16 protein-coding genes are annotated in these 16,995 nt (G+C 42.1%); 4 read left to right on the forward strand and 12 right to left on the reverse strand.

Features of this window, described 5'->3' with window-relative positions:
• Window positions 1-12 precede the first annotated feature (12 nt).
• From MusilaSJ_RS05065 to MusilaSJ_RS05085, 5 genes are all read right to left on the reverse strand, one after another.
• Window positions 13-804, reverse strand: a complete 792-nt coding sequence (locus MusilaSJ_RS05065; protein ID WP_274988968.1) for an inositol monophosphatase family protein — start codon at window positions 802-804, stop codon at window positions 13-15.
• Complete coding sequence (locus MusilaSJ_RS05070; protein WP_090525262.1) at window positions 770-1,258, reverse strand: GtrA family protein; 489 nt, start codon at window positions 1,256-1,258, stop codon at window positions 770-772. Before MusilaSJ_RS05070 ends, MusilaSJ_RS05065 begins: the two co-directional genes overlap by 35 nt.
• Entirely contained in the window at window positions 1,251-2,420 is a 1,170-nt protein-coding gene (locus MusilaSJ_RS05075; protein ID WP_274988969.1) for a prolipoprotein diacylglyceryl transferase, read from the reverse strand. Before MusilaSJ_RS05075 ends, MusilaSJ_RS05070 begins: the two co-directional genes overlap by 8 nt.
• 27 nt (window positions 2,421-2,447) lie before the next feature.
• A complete protein-coding gene (mtaB, locus tag MusilaSJ_RS05080) occupies window positions 2,448-3,767 on the reverse strand; it encodes a tRNA (N(6)-L-threonylcarbamoyladenosine(37)-C(2))-methylthiotransferase MtaB (protein WP_274988970.1) in 1,320 nt (439 codons plus the stop codon).
• 202 nt (window positions 3,768-3,969) lie between these two features.
• Window positions 3,970-4,155, reverse strand: a complete 186-nt coding sequence (locus MusilaSJ_RS05085; RefSeq protein ID WP_274988971.1) for a hypothetical protein — start codon at window positions 4,153-4,155, stop codon at window positions 3,970-3,972.
• Window positions 4,156-4,270: 115 nt separating this feature from the next.
• Between MusilaSJ_RS05085 and MusilaSJ_RS05090 the strand changes: the two genes are divergently transcribed.
• Both MusilaSJ_RS05090 and MusilaSJ_RS05095 read left to right on the forward strand, forming a co-directional pair.
• The gene (locus tag MusilaSJ_RS05090) at window positions 4,271-4,879 is read left to right on the forward strand and encodes a hypothetical protein (RefSeq protein WP_274988972.1); all 609 of its coding nucleotides are present in this window, start codon (window positions 4,271-4,273) and stop codon (window positions 4,877-4,879) included.
• 3 nt (window positions 4,880-4,882) lie between these two features.
• On the forward strand, window positions 4,883-5,989 hold the full coding sequence (locus MusilaSJ_RS05095) for a hypothetical protein (protein WP_274988973.1): 1,107 nt from the start codon (window positions 4,883-4,885) through the stop codon (window positions 5,987-5,989).
• Between the two features lie 549 nt (window positions 5,990-6,538).
• Here MusilaSJ_RS05095 and MusilaSJ_RS05100 read toward each other — a convergent pair.
• Together MusilaSJ_RS05100 and MusilaSJ_RS05105 are read right to left on the reverse strand one after the other, a co-directional pair.
• The gene (locus tag MusilaSJ_RS05100) at window positions 6,539-7,267 is read right to left on the reverse strand and encodes a (Fe-S)-binding protein (protein ID WP_274988974.1); all 729 of its coding nucleotides are present in this window, start codon (window positions 7,265-7,267) and stop codon (window positions 6,539-6,541) included.
• A gap of 13 nt (window positions 7,268-7,280) precedes the next feature.
• Window positions 7,281-8,603: an MFS transporter gene (locus MusilaSJ_RS05105; protein ID WP_274988975.1), complete on the reverse strand. Its 1,323-nt coding sequence runs from the start codon at window positions 8,601-8,603 to the stop codon at window positions 7,281-7,283.
• A 236-nt stretch (window positions 8,604-8,839) separates the two neighbouring features.
• On the opposite strand from MusilaSJ_RS05105, the gene MusilaSJ_RS05110 reads away from it, so the two are divergent.
• Window positions 8,840-9,880: a KilA-N domain-containing protein gene (locus tag MusilaSJ_RS05110; protein WP_274988976.1), complete on the forward strand. Its 1,041-nt coding sequence runs from the start codon at window positions 8,840-8,842 to the stop codon at window positions 9,878-9,880.
• A gap of 106 nt (window positions 9,881-9,986) precedes the next feature.
• On the opposite strand, the gene MusilaSJ_RS05115 is transcribed toward MusilaSJ_RS05110, so the two are convergent.
• From MusilaSJ_RS05115 to MusilaSJ_RS05135, 5 genes are all read right to left on the reverse strand, one after another.
• A complete protein-coding gene (locus MusilaSJ_RS05115) occupies window positions 9,987-10,511 on the reverse strand; it encodes a DinB family protein (RefSeq protein ID WP_274988977.1) in 525 nt (174 codons plus the stop codon).
• Window positions 10,512-10,597: 86 nt separating this feature from the next.
• A complete protein-coding gene (locus MusilaSJ_RS05120; protein ID WP_274988978.1) occupies window positions 10,598-10,942 on the reverse strand; it encodes a hypothetical protein in 345 nt (114 codons plus the stop codon).
• Window positions 10,943-10,989: 47 nt separating this feature from the next.
• Window positions 10,990-12,318, reverse strand: coding sequence for an MFS transporter (locus tag MusilaSJ_RS05125; protein WP_274988979.1), 1,329 nt, complete (start codon window positions 12,316-12,318; stop codon window positions 10,990-10,992).
• A 203-nt stretch (window positions 12,319-12,521) separates the two neighbouring features.
• On the reverse strand, window positions 12,522-14,261 hold the full coding sequence (locus tag MusilaSJ_RS05130; protein WP_274988980.1) for a thiamine pyrophosphate-dependent enzyme: 1,740 nt from the start codon (window positions 14,259-14,261) through the stop codon (window positions 12,522-12,524).
• A gap of 290 nt (window positions 14,262-14,551) precedes the next feature.
• Window positions 14,552-15,286, reverse strand: a complete 735-nt coding sequence (locus MusilaSJ_RS05135; protein ID WP_274988981.1) for a helix-turn-helix domain-containing protein — start codon at window positions 15,284-15,286, stop codon at window positions 14,552-14,554.
• A 277-nt stretch (window positions 15,287-15,563) separates the two neighbouring features.
• On the opposite strand from MusilaSJ_RS05135, the gene MusilaSJ_RS05140 reads away from it, so the two are divergent.
• Window positions 15,564-16,994, forward strand: coding sequence for a DUF3500 domain-containing protein (locus tag MusilaSJ_RS05140; RefSeq protein WP_274988982.1), 1,431 nt, complete (start codon window positions 15,564-15,566; stop codon window positions 16,992-16,994).
• Window position 16,995: the final 1 nt, after the last annotated feature.

Raw genomic sequence — 16,995 nt, forward strand, 5'->3', positions numbered from 1 at the left:
GCAAAGATAAAACTACTTAAAATACTTCCCAATCACCTGCAACATCTCCTCCGTTATCTTCCCATTGGTTGCCAATAACTCACGGGTGTCCAACACTTCAGGGCCACCTTTAAAATTGACCACTTCTCCCCCGGCTTGTTTTACAATCACTATACCGGCGGCAACATCCCAGGCGTTGAGGTTATACTCATAAAAAGCATCAAAACGACCACAGGCGGTATAAGCCAGGTCAACGGCGGCAGAACCCAAGCGGCGTAAGCCATGACTGCTGCGCATCAGTTCTGTAAACAATTCGATATAGGCAGCCTGCTTGGTAAAATCGTAATATGGGAACCCGGTTGCCAATAAGCTGGTGCCTATTGTTTTGTTTTTACTTACGCTGATCTCTTTACCGTTCAGGTATGCAGGTGCATCCTTCCAGGCGTAAAAGCATTCGTCAAGGTTTATTTCATATACCACGCCGGCTATCAGCTCATCGTATTCTTTTAAAGCAATACTTACTGAAAAAGCGGGTACTCCATGAATGAAATTGGTAGTACCATCCAGAGGGTCAATGATCCAGTTGTAACGCTCGCCAATTTTGGTGGTTGTCTTTTCTTCGGTGATGAACCCTGCTTCAGGCAAAATCTTGCTCAGGCCTTTTACTATAGTTTCTTCGGCGGTTTTATCAACGTAGGATACCATATCGTTGAGGCCTTTATATTCTATCTTATCAGGATCAAATGCTTTACGTTCCTGCCTGATGAAATCACCCGCCTGTTTTGAAACTTCAATTACCTGGTTTATGATGTTCGCTGTTTGCATGGTTACGTTTTAATGATAAGCTAAATGAAAAAACTTTATGGATAAAAAAGCTGGCGAAGAACAAGCTTAATGCAGCCGAGATCCGTGCTACTGTAGGGTTAAAGCTGCAAGTTTGGATCAATATTTTTACAACTGATAAGTTGGCGAAGAAACCGATTATAGCCACCGTTACAAAGCGAAAAAACTGCTTGCGCGGCGCGGATTTAGATTCATTGAACACCATGTAACGGGTAATTAAAAAATTAACTACAACTCCCATAAAAAACGATAATGCCAATGATACGGTATAGTTACGAACGGTAAGCCCGAATATCCTATAAGTATGCTGTATTAGCAGGTTGTGGTAAAAAAGATAAAACGCCGAAACATCCACCAAAAAACCGGCACCGGCCGAAACTACAAATCTGAATACCTGGTTATGGATTAAACTGCCTTTTGATTTGTTATCAGCCATTTGTTGTGCCCAGCGCTTTCTTTTCTTTGTTTAATCCGGTTACAATAAGTGTAATACCACCTAAAACCATGATCACAGAGATCATTTCGGCCTGGGTAAATGAAACACCCGCAACAACATACTTTGTATTAACCCTGATGAGCTCAATAAAGAAACGCTCAACACCTGCTAATATCATGTATATACCAAACAAAACGCCCGGAGCTTTAAAAATGTGCCTTATTTTCCACAATACAAAGAACAGTAATAAACAAATTACAGATTCATAAAATGAAGTTGGATAAACCGGATATTGCAGTTCATGACAAAATTTGCCCATGCAATTTACCATTTGCACACCTTCGTCGTTCACGTTGTGCGGAAATTTAAAGCTCCACATCCAATCAGGTGCCCAGCTTAACCAATGAGGCTTTGGCGCCAGATTAACTATACCCCAATCACCATCACCACTCATCTGGCAGCCGATACGGCCTAATGCATAAGCCAGCATCATGCCCGGGCCGCCGATATCAAGCATATCCAGCGGTTTAATGCCGTGTTTGTTAGCAATATAGAGTACTGCCGCGCCACCGCAGATCAGACCACCGTAAAAGGTAAATCCGCTGGTACCTATCAGCATACCAACCGGATCTTTCATGAAATCGCCCCAGTTTTCAAGCCCATTGAAGAGTTTAGCGCCCGCAAAACCGAATACCGCTGCCCAAAGCAATATACTGCCCAGCAATTCATGTGGATGTGCGTCAACGTCTTTGGTTACCGGCTTGTCGAGCTTTTGTTTTTGTGCTTCATACCAGGCCCAGTAAGCAAACGCTGCTGCTCCAAGGATCCCACCTATCCAGTTGCCTCGCAGGGATAACAAAAACTCCTGCGGGTTATCTATAAGAGCCTGGTAATTGAGAATACAGTCAACAATTTTATAGCCTAATATGAAGCCAAAAACACCATTTCCCGCAAGCTCGGCATTTGAAGCCGGCAACCCGATAGTAACCCGTTTTTTAAAAGTATGGATAACACCCAACGCTTCTTTACGTTTAAACTCCTGGCCAAACGCCCAGTAAGCGCCTACAAAAGCTATCGCTACAAAAAAGCCAAAGGTTTGTATAGGCAAAGGAAGATTAAAACCAAAAAGGTATTTCAGTAACGATGTAAGCGTTGGAAACATAGGTTATATTTTAGGCGAATATAGAATTTAATGCACAAATATTTCTTCGCCTTCTGTTATTTCAACATCACCATCAGGTGAAATATTTGTTAGGTGCACCGTTTTTAATTCGTTCACCAGTACAGGATCATACTTGGTGCGTACTTTCACATAGTTACGGGTAAAGCCGTGCATAAAGCCATCTTTGATATCACCCTCAAATAAAACTTCCTGGTTTTTACCGAGCTGGCTTTCATAAAAAGCACGGCGCTTTTTGTCTGACAGGATATGCAGCATTTTACTCCTTTCCCCGCGTGCAGAGCCGGGGACCGCGCCAGTCATCTGGGCTGCCAGGGTATTTTCCCTTTCCGAATAAGTAAATACGTGCAGGTATGATATATTAAGTTCGTTGAGGAAGTTATAGGTATCGATAAAATCCTCCCTTGTTTCGCCGGGAAAACCAACGATCACGTCTACACCGATGCAGCAATCGGGCATCAGCTCTTTTATTTTGGCAACGCGGTTAACGTAAAGGTCGCGCTTGTAACGGCGGCGCATCAGCCCCAGGATCTTATCCGAACCTGATTGCAGCGGGATATGAAAATGTGGCACGAAACGTTTTGAAGCAGCTACAAAAGCAATGATCTCGTCGGTAAGCAGGTTAGGCTCGATAGATGAGATCCTGAAACGGTCGATACCTTCTACCTCATCAAGGGCCTTAACCAAATCAAAAAACTTGTCTTCGCGTTTACCGTTCCGGATCCCGAAATCGCCAAGGTTTACGCCGGTAAGCACAATTTCTTTTACACCCGACTCAGCAATTTGCTTTGCCTGCGCTACAACATTTTCAATGGTATCGCTCCTGCTGGCGCCGCGGGCCAGTGGAATGGTACAAAACGTACAGGAATAATCGCAGCCATCCTGCACTTTCAGGAAAGTACGGGTACGGTCGCCAAAAGAATATGCGGGTACAAACTCATTAGCTTCAGACACGGGCTGATTAAGCACCAGCGCCTTTGGCCTTTTGGTTAAATCGGTAATGTGATCAACAATCTGGAATTTTTCGGCAGCGCCAAGTACCATATCTACGCCAGGGATTTCGGCAATTTCCTGTGGTTTTAGCTGTGCGTAGCAACCTACTATGGTTACGTAGGCATTAGGTGAAATTTTAAGCGCCTCTTTAACAATCTTCTTACACTTTTTATCGGCATTGTCAGTTACCGAGCAGGTATTGATCACAAAAACATCCGGTGTTTCGGTAAAATTTACCGTATCATAACCGGCCTGGTTAAACAGCCGACCAATGGATGAGGTCTCTGAATAATTCAGCTTGCAGCCTAAAGTGTAAAAAGCGACTTTCTTGTTCATTTCAATCGGCAAAGATAATGTTTTTTAAAGAAATGCCTATTTCAGCAATTTCACTTCAAGGTAAAAAGTAATTGTAAAATTATGGGTGTCCCAAAATCGCCATTCCCCAAATAAAATTGATTTCGCTTTCGCCGCGTTTTTAAAATGTCCCACTTTTTGAGAGTGAAACGCAAAACATGCTTTTTATGAAACATATTGATAATCAAATCTTTAACATTTCACCTGAAACATCGATAAATATTTGATTATCAATAACTAAAACTTTAAGGAGTATAAATTCATCACTTAAGGACTTACTTTTATTTTCGGCTTTTTTTGATGTTTTTTTGAGTTTTTTTGAACCTGCAGAGCGTCTTGCCAATACCCACTGACAAAACAGTGCCACCATCGTTGCTTTAGTTTTTCTATAAACAAGAGCCTCTTTATAAGCTCGGTATTTTCATAATCCTGGTAATTTACCTATTTTCACTGCGGATAAACGTAAACCCTAAACCACCCATACCATGATCATATACGGCACCAAAGCGAAACTATTAAAAGCTGAAATAACAAGCGACATCTGCCCAAACTGCAATACAACCAACAGTATCCAGATGAATGTATTTCAACGCTGGGCGCATATTTTCTGGATCCCGTTTTTCCCGATAGGTAAAACAGGCGTATCCCAATGCCTCCATTGCAGGCAGGTTTTGAAGCTTAAGGAAATGCCCGCCTCGCTCAAATTAAGCTATGATAATATAAAATCTCAAACTACAATACCTGTGTGGACATTTGCAGGCTGTTTCCTGATCGTTATCGGTTCGATATTTTTTTATATCAGCGAAAAGCAGAAAGCAAAAAAAGTAAACCAATGGGTTTTATCGCCTCAAAAAAACGATGTGTTTCACATCAAACTTAAAAACGATCACTATACCCTTTACAAGGTGAATAAGGTTTCCGGCGATTCTGTTTACCTGGCCTTAAACAAATATGAATCGGACCGTGAAGAGGGCCTTGATGATATCGCGGCAAAGGGTGATACCGCCTATGATAACGCCCAGCAAGGTATTGCCAAGCCGTTCCTTGTGGAAATGGCCAAAGAAGGAGCTATCCTGGATATTGAGCGCAAATAAGCTATGAATACCACACCCCGCTCCTATTGGTTTGCCAAGTTCCTTGAATGCCTGTATCTGCTCGTAGCTATCTACGATTGTTTAATGATGATGTGGGGCGCTTTGCTTTATAAACTGTTTAGTTCTTTTGGTGACCTGTCCTTCGCAATGACTTTCACCTGGATCATTATTGGAATATGCATCCTTTCGGTGATTTATTCCATTTATTGGCATCAAAAAAGTAAAAAGGAAGGATTTAATTCAGGAATAAGGCACGCGTTTCTGCGGGGCGTTATGCGGTACTTCCTTGCCTTCCAAGTGTCGGCTTATGGCTTTGCCAAGATCCTGAAAACGCAGTTTGGACACGTTTACATGAGGGATAACACGCCTGTAGGCAAGTTAAACGGCTTCGACCTCACCTGGAATTATTTTGGGCACTCCTATTCTTTCGCGGTTATACTCGGTTTACTTCAGATTGGTGGCGCCATCATGCTTTTATTCAGGCGTACTACCTTGCTGGGCACCTGCATATTATTACCCATAATGTTAAACATTGTACTAATCAATGCTTTTTATAATATAGCCGTGGGGGCATTTATGAACTCAATCATTATAACTACCGGATTGTTATACCTTTTACTACTACGATGGCCGGATATTAAACCTGTTTTATTTAAAGACGTAACTATACCGCCCTTAAGGCTAAGTTTTGCAAAACCAGTTTTAAAACTTTTAGTAATCGGTCTTGCGTTTTATAGTATTTACCGTTATGTAGCAGCCGTTCCCCCATCGGCCTTTGCAGGAAAATGGAAAATAGATGAGCTTATCAGGAACGGCAAACCCGTGGGTAAAAACGAATGGATGAACGGTGCGCAAAACTGGTGCTACGTTTATATAGAAGACGGCGGCCGGATTGCATTTTGTGCCAACCCTTATGTTTTTGAGGCTAACCGCGCATGGTTTGGTCAATACATATACCAGACAGGCGAAAAAACGTTCGACATTGTTTTTGACGGAGGTACAAAACGAGATACAACAAAGGTAAAGATCAGCAACTACAACGGTAAACAAATGCAATGGGATACCAAAGTATATGATGATACCTTGAAGTTGAAACTAATCAAAGAATAGCTGTTTCTTTGAAACTATTTAAAAACGATTAAATGAGACTACTATATCCGCCACGTCATTGCGAGTAACCATCAGGGAAGCCCTGAAAAAAACGTAATGACATGTAAAATATATTTTAGCGGTGTTGCGCGTGGGCCGCGTTAGGGATTGCAGTGTAAAGCCCGGAGCGCGTAGTAGGATTGCGGGCAGGAAAGGCGAGGACTTGCAACGGAAAGCCCGGGCCGCAGGCAACGCCCATGTTATAAAATTCATCAAAAAAAATATACTTAATAATCAACAACTTACAATCACGTCATTAAAAGTGTTTAAATCCGGAGGCCTCTGATGGTGAAATGGCAAAAGAGGGTCCGTCAGTCTGAGCCTGTCGAAGACTCGCGCGCAGAGGCCTACCCACCATGCTTCGACAGGCTCAGCATGACACCCGTTTTAAGTTGTCATGGGTAGGCACGAAGCAATCCCTGACTGTACAGGGCGGATTTGCTTAGCGGATCTGCCTCTTGGGGATTGCTTCGTGCCTCGCAATGACGGCTTTATATATTTTTAAACAGCTTACACATTCCCCCAACCCAAAGCCAGTACATCGGCAATATGCATGGTTTGAATAGGTAAATTATTTTTATCAATATATCCCTGCATGTGCATCAAGCATGAGGTATCGGTTGAGATAATGTATTCGGCACCAACATCAAGGGCATTATTAACCTTTTGCTGCGCCATCGCGGTCGAAATGCCATCAAACTTAACGGCGAAGGTGCCTCCAAAACCGCAGCAGGTTTCACCGTCTTTCAGGTCAAGCAGTTCGAGACCAAGCACCTTGGAGAGCAGCTGGCGGGGCTCGTCTTTTATCTTACACTCGCGCAGGCCGGCGCAGCTATCGTGATAAACAGCCTTGCCATCAAGCTCGGCGCCGAAATAATCAAACTCCAGGATATTTACCAAAAAGTCTGATAGTTCGTAGATATTTCCTTGAATGGCCCTGCATTTATTGTGTACAGCCGTATTGGTAAACAGATCGTTATAATAATTTTTTACCATGCCTGTACATGAAGCTGAGGGCGAAACAATAACACTGTCTTCCGAAAAATCACTTAAAAACTTGCTTCCCACCTCTTTAGCATCATCCCAAAAACCGGCATTAAAAGCCGGCTGACCGCAACAGGTTTGTGCCGGGTTATAACTAACCTTACAGCCTGCTTTTTCCAGCACTTTTACGGTATTAAAAGCTGTAGCGGGAAACAACTGATCTATAAAACACGGTATGAACAACTCAACCTTCATCGGCGCAAATTAGTTAACGGGCGCTAAAATCCGAATTTTTATTAATGTTTTGTTCGGTACGCAGTAAAGAAAACAATAAAATTAAGCCAATTATGAAAAATACGCCCAGTACTAAAACCGAATTTCGCGGGCTTCCTGTTATTTCTTCAAAAAAACCAAAGCTAAATACCCCGCCTACTATGGCTAATTTTTCGGTAACGTCATAAAAGCTAAAAAAGGAGGCCGTATCGGGAATATTTTCGGGCAGGTATTTTGAATAGGTTGAGCGTGACATAGACTGGATGCCGCCCATCACCAAACCAACCACTACTGCTATGATGTAAAACTGTGTTTGTGTATAGGTAAAATAGGCTCCTACACAAACCGCGATCCACAGGATCACCACACTAATTAAAATCCTTACGTTACCATATTTACCCGACAGGCGCGACATCAGTGTTGCTCCGAAAATAGCTACCAATTGAATAATTAAAATGATAGTGATCAACTGCGGAGTTTCCATTTTAAGCTCTTTAGCAGCAAAACCGGTTGCCACCAGCATAATAGTTTGCACACCCATAGAATAGAAAAAGAACGACGGCAAAAACCTTTTTAGCAGCGGCATTTGTTTCACCTTTTTCCAAACGTGCCCCAATTCAATAAAACCGCCTTTTATAATATGATGGTTATGGCTTTGCGCATTCGGGCTGCCCTTAGGCAATACGCTGAACGGGATCATAGCAAAACCTATCCACCATAAGCCTACCAGCAAAAACGACAATCGGGGCGCGAAGGTTTTGTCAACAATACCAAACCACTCCCCTTTCAGCACAAATAAAAAACAAATAAGCTGAAGCAGTACACTGCCGATGTAGCCATAGGTGAAACCTTTGGCACTTACATTATCCTGCATGTCAACAGTGGCGATTTCGGGCAGGTATGAATTGTAAAACACAAAACCACCGCTGTAACCAATAGCTGCCAGGGCAAAGCAGATCACCCCCATTTCCAAATGATCTTTATCAAAATTGAACAACGCGCAGCAAGCGGCCGAACCAAGCAGGGTAAAAAACATCATGAAGATCTTCTTATTGCCTTTATAGTCGGCTATTGATGACAATATGGGCAGCAGCAATACCATCACCAGGTAAGCGGCCGATAAAGCATAATCTGAAAGTGCTGTATTTACAAAGCTTTTTCCAAAAAAGTTGACCCTATCGCCGTTGGCATGGTTAGTTGTGATGGCTACATAGTATGCCGGAAAAATGGTTGAAGTGATGACAAGGTTATACGCTGAGTTGGCCCAATCAAAGAAAGCCCAGGCGCGGATGGTTTTTTTGGTGTTTTTATTTTCCATTTGCTCACTAAATGTATGCAAATTTTAGAAACTGCAAAAAAGTCTCTCATTGTATCAACAAACAAGTCGATAATAAAATTGGAATAACTCGTGCTCTATAATATATGTTTTCAACAAACTATTATTAAATGAAATATTCAATTAATTTTATGCTTAATAAGTATTTGTTTGAGTTTCTCGGTTTCCTTCCTGAAGTTCTCTCATCGATGCTTTGTTAATCTAAAATAAATATCAAAATGAGTGAGCAAAAAGATTTAGTTATTAATTATCAAGGTTCTTCGATCAGCCTATTTTCAGATGACCGAGATGATTACATTAGTTTAACAGATATTTATAAAGCGTGGAATAAATATAGCAAGTCTATAAATGCTTGGCTTAAAACAAAACAAACACTTGAATTTTTAAATGTCTGGGAGAAGAAAAATAATTTAAAGTACCAGGAGACTCAATTGAGTCAAGCAATGAAAATTGCAAGAGAAAGGAATGGCCTATCGGCACAAGAGTGGATACGACTAACTAATGCGACTGGAATTTTCACTCGTAGCGGAGAAAGGGCAGGAACTTATGCTCATAAAGATATTGCAATTAGATTTAGTGCTTGGTTAAGCCCTGAGTTTGAGATGTTTTTAATTGATGAAATTAAAAGATTAAAAACTTTAGAAGAACAAAAGAACAACTTTCAATTACTAACTCATGATGAAGTACTTAGCTTGGTTAAACTAAAGGAAATATTTAAATACGTAGCTCATCAAGCACTTGTTGAGGATGCGCATCGTGATGTTTTTTCAGCACAAAGCAGTGCCAAGAATACATTAGCTGAATTTCATCGTTTTAGAAATGATATTTTGGACATTGCTCCCTCAACTATTGACGACCGGATAAAACAGTATTGTCTAAAACATGAAATTCCTCTAACTAATAAAATGCTAACGAAAACTAAAAGGGAAAAAATCTTAATGCTTGACAGTTACGATGCTGTTAAACATGCTGTATGGGACTTTCTGAGTATCAATGGCGAGGTAAATGCCTTGAGTTTAGCAGATTTGGTAAGCAATATGATGAGGATTGAAAAGGGAGAGATTTATAGAAAAAATGAAGATGACTTATTTAGACAAAAAGAAAACCTTGGCGAGTTTAACGATTTTGAAGAAATAATCAAAGAGCATCCAAAAGTAAAGACGGCGCGCGAGGTGCTTCATTACAGACAGCTTTCTCATGGCAAGAGCAGGTCTTCCTCAATAGGAAATCTTGCTGGACTAATGGGTAAATCTAATTGACAAACCGATTTTAATATATTGGCATAAAGGCGTTTAAATAGACTATCTATCCCAAATGAAGAGCAAGTGTCATCATATTAAACAACACTTACCCTTCAAATACTTTTTAGCTCCTGTCATAAAACGCAGGCGGTTCGATACCTAAAGTGCGAAGGTAAACATAGCCCTGGCCGCGGTGATGGATCTCGTTATCAATAACGTACTGTAAAATATAATTGACTAATCCTTCGTATTGGCCAAATGCCAATACTGTTTCCTGGAAACGCTCGGGCGTAATCTGGGCCCAATAGATTTTGATTTCCTCAGTGGCCTCATCCCAAAGTTGCAGCAGTTCTGCCTTTGTAGTTGCTGCTATTTTACCTGTATGGTGATCCAGACCTGCAATTGGTGTCCAGTTATCTGTTACAACACCTCTTACACAAGGCCCGCCCATACTAATAAACTCTTTAACCATATCGGCAAAGGGGCGCATACCACCTATCGAATAATTAAATAAGGCATCCTCCGGAAAAGCGTCGATAACCCTGCGGGTTACCCGGCGCTGGCCAAGCCAGCTTTGTAAAAGTTGATCGGGTGTATAAACAGATGCTGCTGCAGTTTCTGTTGACTGTTGATTTGTGTTAGTTTCCATTGCTTTGATGTTTTGTTTTTGATTACAATACAAAGTAACCAAACCATGGTGACAGCCCTATGTCAGCAGGAAAAAAGAAAAACTAACTAATTTGTATTTTGAATAAACTCCACCACCTGTTGCTGTTCATAATTCGATAAAGTGCCTTCCGAGTAGTGCCATTTAGAAGTAACATCGCCCTCAAAGCGGATCTGCCCCAAATAATCCGGGTTCTTTTTATCATCAAGCAAGGGTTTGCTCTCGCCAATTTCAGGGGCTATTTCCTGTACTTCAAAAAGGATGGCCTCACCATCGGCACCGCCTTTATAAAGTTTGTACAAACCGGTTGAATTTAATTCATGATTTGTTGATTGATGCAGCACCGGCTCAATAATGATATTTCTTTGCGTACCGTTATCGCCGGTAACGTTGTGGTTTACTGTGTGGATCATGGCTTATGTTTTTATTTATTGATAGTACAAGCCTGCCGCCAAATTGTTTAGGCTTCTACTTCAACACGCTGTTTGCGGAGTTTATTTTCTGTAAACATCAGCACGATGAGCATAATAAGCCCCAACACAAAAAAGCCGTCAAGGGCAAGTGTCGAGTCGCGCATTTCATTAGTTACAGCCTCTACAAATCCAAAACAAAACAGGCCAACCACTATCGAAAGCTTTTCGGTAACATCATAAAAACTGAAATAGGAAGCCGTATCCGGGATATTTTCGGGCAAATATTTGGAGTAGGTTGAACGCGACAAGGATTGTACCCCTCCCATTACAATACCAATGATCACCGCGGCCACATAAAACTGGGTAGAATTGGTGATAAAGTAAGCATACAAACAAATGGCCGACCAGATTGCCACCAAACCTACCAGCGTACGCACATTCCCGAATTTCTCCGATGATTTGGAGGCGATCAATGCACCCGGTACAGCAACAACCTGGATAATAAGCACTATTGAGATGAGGGCGGCATCGGGCATATGTAATTCCTTGGCCGCAAAGTTTGCCGCAACCAGCATAATGGTTTGTACGCCTACCGAGTAAAGGAAAAACGACACCAGGAAGCGTTTGAGAAGCGGCATTTTGCGCACTTTGCCAAAAACCTTTGCCAGTTCTTTAAAGCCGCCGGTAAGCACGTTATAACTATGCTTGCCCGCATTGGGCTGCCCTTTCGGCAACATGCGGAACGGGATAATGGAAAAACCTATCCACCATACAAAAACCATCAGGAATGAGATCCGGGCCGGCAGCCAGTCGTCGGTGATGCCGAACCAATTAGGTTCAAGCACTACGATAAAGCAAAGTACCTGCACCACAATACTGCCTACATATCCATAAATAAAACCTTTGGCACTTACAGCGTCCTGCCTATCGGGCGTGGCTATTTGGGGGAGATAAGAGTTATAAAACACAAAACCACCGCAATAACCTATAGAAGCCAATCCAAAGCAAAGCATCGGAATTTCCAATCCACTGCCGGGCTTAAAGAAAAACAAGCCTGCACAAGCCAAACTACCCAACCAGGTAAATAATTGCAGGTATGATTTTTTATTGCCCCGGTAATCGGCTATGGAAGTGAGGATGGGCAAAATTGCAGCAACTATGAGATAGGATAATCCAAGAATATAATTTGATAAAACCGTATTAACATACCTGTGCCCCAAAAAGGTTACCATTTGGGTATTTTTTGAATTGAACTTGGTAACCTCCACAAAATACGCGGGGAATATGGTAGAGGTTATTACGATGTTATATGACTGATTGGCCCAGTCAAACATGCACCAGGCCCAAATGGTTTTCTTGTTATTTTTTGCTTCCATTACGGGCTTAAAAGTAGGGAAATTTGGTTGAGTTACATATCGGGAAATCGCTTTTAAAATAGTTGTATTAATCAAAAACATGTGAATAAAGAATTTCACACGAATTTTTGCTAATTAAAACGAATCACACGAATTTTCACAAAAAAGCTATTCGTGCAATTCGTTTTAATTGTGTTGAATTTGCAAGGTATTCGTGCAATAATTTAATCAAATATTTCAGGCAGATGCTTATAATTACCTTTTACGGTAGCCAACACCTCATCAAATTTCCCGCCAAGCATCATTTTGGTCATGGAGACGGCCATTCCTTTAACCATTTTAAGTTCGATATGCGGCGGCATGGCAAGGGCAGTTCCATCGGTATAAACATTTACTAAAACTGGTCCTGTGTGTGCAAAAGCCTCAGCGATTCCTTGTTCAAGGTCCTGCGGGTCATTGATAGTAATCCCCTTTATACCCATCGATTCGGCCACCATAGTAAAATCAGGATTGTGCATGTCAACCTCGAAATCGGGCAGGCCCATTACTTCCATTTCCAGCTTTACCATGCCAAGGCTCCTGTTATTAAATACAATGATCTTTATAGGCAGATTATATTGTTTAATAGTGGCTAAATCTCCCAACAACATAGAAATCCCTCCATCACCACACATGGCTACCACCTGCCTTTCGGGACAGGCCAGCGCCGCGCCGATAGCATGCGGCATAGCATTGGCCATAGATCCATGAACAAACGACCCGATCATCGAACGCCGCCCATTAGCGCTGATATGCCTGGCACTCCAAACATTACACATCCCGGTATCGCAGGTAAAAATGGCATCAACAGAAGCATATTCGTCTACAATAGCGGCTAAAGCTTCGGGATGAATAGCATCATGTTCACCAAAATCCTTAATATAGGCTTGCTGCTGTTCTTTTACTTTAGCATGTACATGCAATTGTGCATCTAAAAAGCTGCTGTCGGTTTTTTCTTTAATTAGGGGGATCAATGCTTTAACGGTAGATTTTATATCGCCATAAAGCCCCAGCGTTAGTTTTGCCCGGCGACCAAGGTTTTCGGGCTTGATGTCAATCTGCACTATCTTTTTATCCTGTGGATAGAAAGGCGTATAAGGAAAATCGGTTCCAAGGAGGATAACCAGGTCGCTTTCATGCATGCTATGATAGGCAGCAGGTAACCCAAGCAGGCCGGTCATGCCTACCTCGTATGGGTTATCATGTTCCAAAAACATTTTGCCACGAAACGAATAACCAACCGGCGCCTTGATCAGTGCCGCCAGTTCAACCACTTCATCATGAGCATCGGCACAGCCTATCCCGCCAAAAATGCAAACTTTGGGGTGGCGATTGATCAAATCGGCCAGTTTTACTAATTCTTCCCATACCGGGGTGATGTTGGCCTTGCAAAAAAAGTTATTTACCGATGAGTCGATTTCAACAGCATCCTCCCCTGCCACATCGCCCGGTAAACCCAATACGCCAACACCTTTGCGCTGAATAGCGGTTTGGATAGCGGCCTGTGCCATTCGAGGCACTTGCTTATTGTTGGCAGCCACCTGGTTATAATAACTGCAATCGTCAAAAAGCTTGATAACATTGGTTTCCTGGAAGTAGTTACTGCCAAACTCTTTAGTAGCACAGGTAGACGCAATGGCTAAAACAGGTGCTCCTGACCGGTGAGCATCATAAAGGCCATTCACCAGGTGCACATGCCCGGGACCACTGCTTCCTGCACAACAGGCAAGTCCGCTCAGTTGCGCATCGGCCGAAGCTGCAAAAGCGCCTGCTTCTTCATTGCGTACGTGGATCCATTTTAATTCGGGCGTTCTGCGTACAGCATCATTAAGTTCGTTTAAACTATCGCCGGTAATGGCGTAAATACGTTTGATGCCGGCCTGTATCAGCATTTCTACAAGCTGCTCGGCTACTTTTTTTGACATGTTTGGGTTGTTTAGCGTTAGTGATGTTGTATTTTCTTATCCATAACACCAAACACGTGCCATTTGTTGAAATTATAAAAGCTTAAAGCAGAATGCACAAAGCTTAAAGCCAATTAATTGGTTATCAATATTGTTTAATTGATTTATGTAAAATTTATTAACAGGATCTATATAACAGTTAAAATATTTATAATAAAGCACTTGTTTGAACTTTTTGATATACCGTTATTTTACGATGATTATTGATATATCGCGAGGCTTAGCTATCTATGCTTATCGCAATCGGTTCCCTATCTCACTCTTTTCCAGACTTCATCATAACCGTTTCCTTTTAGGTACAGTAAAGAATCTTTAAGCCGGTAATTGAATGTTCCTATTTTCCCGTTCATATATTGGGCATACCCTGGTCCACCAATGGCTTCAATCAATACGGAATAAGTTTTATTTTGAGTGTCTAAGGTATATGACCCGGAAAATGCTGCGTAAATTTGCTTTTTTGAATACTGTATATCAGTAACCATAAACCTATCACCGGTAATTGTCTGATACCTGATTTGCCCCGGCTGGCCCCCATAGGTAGTATCAGGAACGCCATTGTTCATGATTTGCCAGGTACCAAGCAAAGCTTTTTTGTCATTAACTACCCTCCTGGAACTCAAACAAGCCGAAAATATTACTGCACAAAAGGTTAAAAAGATGACAGATAAAATTGTTAGTTTTTTCATTGCGTTTGTTTTTAGGTTAAATAAATCGAGTGTGTAACTACAGGCTTTACGGATCATATCGCGAATCTGATCCGTTGTTTTACCTGACCGCTCAGCAGTACCGGGCAATGAGTTGTAAACTTCGTGACCAAGGGCAGCGAAGATTAGTTTTACCGTATAACTTCTTGGCGTTACTTCTCCTGCTTCTATTCTTTGAAGCGTACGCACATTTAAATTACACTTTTCAACAAGTTCCTCCTGTGTTAATCCCCTGGCTTTTCTAAGTTTTGCAATCTTTTTGCCTAAGTCTGGTTGCTGCATGATTATGTAAAATTCTGACGCAATGTTATAATTAACACTACCAATATACAATAAATACGGGCGTATTTATTGCCGACATTAACCCGACATTACAATAGTTTGCATAGTACTAAACCTGTATTTATAAATGCCTCATCCCGCATTTTACATAAAATACTCCCCTGTTAGTGCCCGTTCACCATCATATAAGCCCTGTTTATCGATAATATTTATTGCCCGGAAAAATTGAGGATACTTTCGATCAAAAAAAAAACGAAACATTAAACACCCTTTGATCATGAAAAAGTTAATACTCTTATCCGGCGCAGGCTTGCTGATAACAGTTTGCATCCTGGTAGCATGTAAAAAAAGCAGCGAACAAACAACGACTACCACAACCACTACAACTACCACCACCACGGCTTCAGTTTCGGCTTTAACCTGTGGTTCGGCAGTAGTATCATCAACAGCAACTGTTAATACCGTATTTAGCGGCAGCGCTACAATACCGTATACAGGTGGCAACGGCGCTGCTTACACTGCAGGTACGGCTATTTCCTCAACAGGAGTTACCGGTCTTACGGCAACTTTGGCGGCAGGTACATTAGCAAGCGGGGCGGGTAACATCACATACGCCATTGCCGGTACGCCAACATCAACCGGCACCGCTTCATTTTCTATTACCTTTGGCGGGCAAACATGCAGTTTTACTGTCACTGTAGATGCTGCAAGCACCTCAACCGGCTGCTCTACCTCAACAACCATTGCATCAAAAGTAGTTTGCTTAGCCAACGCGTTTTTAGCAACGCTGACAACCGCTCAACAAGCCTCAGTGGTGCTGACCTTAAATAAAACCAACGCTTTGAGATGGTCAAATCTGCCCTGTGGTCTCTCCTGCAGAAATGGTTTAGCTTTCAGCAGCCTGACCAGTACACAATTAGCAGCTGCAAAAGCCGTAGCAGCAGCAGCCATGGGTACAACAACCGGAGAGGGCTATGACGAATTTACTCAAATCCTGGCGGCCGACGACTACCTGGGAACAATGGCCTCGGGTTATTCTTCAGGCAACTATATAATCGCGTTTTTAGGTACGCCCACTACTACCGGCAAGTGGATGCTGCAATTTGGTGGCCACCACTACGCACAAAACATCACTTATGATGCAGGGGTTGTTACCAGCATTACGCCCTTACACCAGGGTGTTGAGCCAAAAGGTTCATTTACCACGGGCGGTACAACCTATACAGGGCCAATAGAATCTGAACATACTGCTATGCAAAATATGCTGGGATCGTTTACAAGTTCTGAATTAGCATCTGCTAAAATTTCCGGCTCGTTTTCTGATTGCCTGATGGTTCCGGGGTCTACTACCAATACAATGCCAACTACCAAACAAGGCGTTCAGGTAAGTACCTTAAGTACAGCGGCCCAGGCTAAAGTTTTAGCGGCGATGATGCCATGGATCAATGATCTTGATGCTACTTCGGCAGCGGCCTTTACCACCATTTATCAAAACGAATTGGCTAATACTTATGTGTGTTATGCCAGCAATACTTCAGGTGTTGCGGGTTCCGCGAGTTCATTTTTAACAACCAATACAGATTATGTCAGGATAGATGGGCCAAGTGTTTGGATAGAGTTTATATGCCAAACTGGTGTGGTAATCAGCAACCAGATACATTATCACACTGTGATGAGGGATCATAACCGTGACTACATAGGTCTATAAC

This window comes from Mucilaginibacter sp. SJ (assembly GCF_028993635.1).
Taxonomy (GTDB): Bacteria; Bacteroidota; Bacteroidia; order Sphingobacteriales; family Sphingobacteriaceae; genus Mucilaginibacter.

Bases quoted from the DNA above. Each gene is read 5' to 3' on its own strand.
- MusilaSJ_RS05125 (WP_274988979.1), bottom strand. From the start codon at position 12,318: ATGGAAGCAAAAAATAACAAGAAAACCATTTGGGCCTGGTGCATGTTT.
- MusilaSJ_RS05065 (WP_274988968.1), bottom strand. From the start codon at position 804: ATGCAAACAGCGAACATCATAAACCAGGTAATTGAAGTTTCAAAACAG.
- MusilaSJ_RS05120 (WP_274988978.1), bottom strand. From the start codon at position 10,942: ATGATCCACACAGTAAACCACAACGTTACCGGCGATAACGGTACGCAA.
- MusilaSJ_RS05100 (WP_274988974.1), bottom strand. From the start codon at position 7,267: ATGAAGGTTGAGTTGTTCATACCGTGTTTTATAGATCAGTTGTTTCCC.
- MusilaSJ_RS05130 (WP_274988980.1), bottom strand. From the start codon at position 14,261: ATGTCAAAAAAAGTAGCCGAGCAGCTTGTAGAAATGCTGATACAGGCC.
- MusilaSJ_RS05090 (WP_274988972.1), top strand. From the start codon at position 4,271: ATGATCATATACGGCACCAAAGCGAAACTATTAAAAGCTGAAATAACA.
- MusilaSJ_RS05110 (WP_274988976.1), top strand. From the start codon at position 8,840: ATGAGTGAGCAAAAAGATTTAGTTATTAATTATCAAGGTTCTTCGATC.
- MusilaSJ_RS05135 (WP_274988981.1), bottom strand. From the start codon at position 15,286: ATGCAGCAACCAGACTTAGGCAAAAAGATTGCAAAACTTAGAAAAGCC.
- MusilaSJ_RS05140 (WP_274988982.1), top strand. From the start codon at position 15,564: ATGAAAAAGTTAATACTCTTATCCGGCGCAGGCTTGCTGATAACAGTT.
- MusilaSJ_RS05085 (WP_274988971.1), bottom strand. From the start codon at position 4,155: ATGGTGGCACTGTTTTGTCAGTGGGTATTGGCAAGACGCTCTGCAGGT.
- MusilaSJ_RS05115 (WP_274988977.1), bottom strand. From the start codon at position 10,511: ATGGAAACTAACACAAATCAACAGTCAACAGAAACTGCAGCAGCATCT.
- mtaB (WP_274988970.1), bottom strand. From the start codon at position 3,767: ATGAACAAGAAAGTCGCTTTTTACACTTTAGGCTGCAAGCTGAATTAT.
- MusilaSJ_RS05095 (WP_274988973.1), top strand. From the start codon at position 4,883: ATGAATACCACACCCCGCTCCTATTGGTTTGCCAAGTTCCTTGAATGC.
- MusilaSJ_RS05070 (WP_090525262.1), bottom strand. From the start codon at position 1,258: ATGGCTGATAACAAATCAAAAGGCAGTTTAATCCATAACCAGGTATTC.
- MusilaSJ_RS05075 (WP_274988969.1), bottom strand. From the start codon at position 2,420: ATGTTTCCAACGCTTACATCGTTACTGAAATACCTTTTTGGTTTTAAT.
- MusilaSJ_RS05105 (WP_274988975.1), bottom strand. From the start codon at position 8,603: ATGGAAAATAAAAACACCAAAAAAACCATCCGCGCCTGGGCTTTCTTT.